Source organism: Mesorhizobium sp. M7A.F.Ca.US.005.03.2.1, assembly GCF_003997795.1.
Lineage (GTDB): Bacteria > Pseudomonadota > Alphaproteobacteria > Rhizobiales > Rhizobiaceae > Mesorhizobium > Mesorhizobium ciceri.
Genome location: NZ_RZRP01001507.1, coordinates 1 through 632, shown reverse-complemented (window position 1 = coordinate 632; position 632 = coordinate 1). Strand labels below are relative to the sequence as shown.

Below are 632 nucleotides of genomic sequence, written 5' to 3'. Positions count from 1 at the left end.
GGGCTGTCCGCCGATGAAGCCCCCGGCGTCGCAGCCTTTCTGCGGGGACTCCTCTGATGGGCGCCGCGCCGGCGATCCTGCTTCGCGACGATGCATCGCTTCGTGTCTTCGACACGGGGCAGGGCAGGCCTCCCGTCGTCTTCCAGCATGGCCTCGGCGGTGATGCGGCGCAGGTGGCGCAGAACTTTCCCGATGGCCCTTCATACCGCCGGCTGACCGTCGAATGCCGAGCGCAGGGCGGTTCCGACGCCGGCAGCAATCGCCCGTTTTCGATCGCGATGTTCGCCGACGACGTGCTGGCCGCCGCAGATGCGGTCGGCCTCGACCGTTTCGTCGCCGGCGGCATCTCGATGGGCGCGGCCATCGCCTTGCGGCTTGCGGCCCGGCACCCGGATAGGGTCACAGGTCTCGTGCTTGTTCGCCCTGCCTGGGCTTTCGACGCGGCACCGCAAAACATGCGCCCTTACGTGGAAGTGGCGGAGCTCATCCTCAGCCGTCCGCTGGATGACGCGCGCGATGCCTTCGCGGCCTCCGCGACTGCCACATGGTTTCGCACCGAAGCGCCGGACAATCTCGCGTCCTTGCTTGGCTTTTTTGCGCGCGAGAACGCGAATGTTTTCGCCGAGGTGATG

At 67.4% G+C, this 632-nt stretch carries 1 protein-coding gene; it reads left to right on the top strand.

Features of this window, described 5'->3' with window-relative positions:
* Window positions 1-56: 56 nt before the first annotated feature.
* A partial coding sequence (locus EN991_RS38770; RefSeq protein WP_164769790.1) for an alpha/beta hydrolase occupies window positions 57-632 on the top strand: 576 nt, incomplete at its 3' end.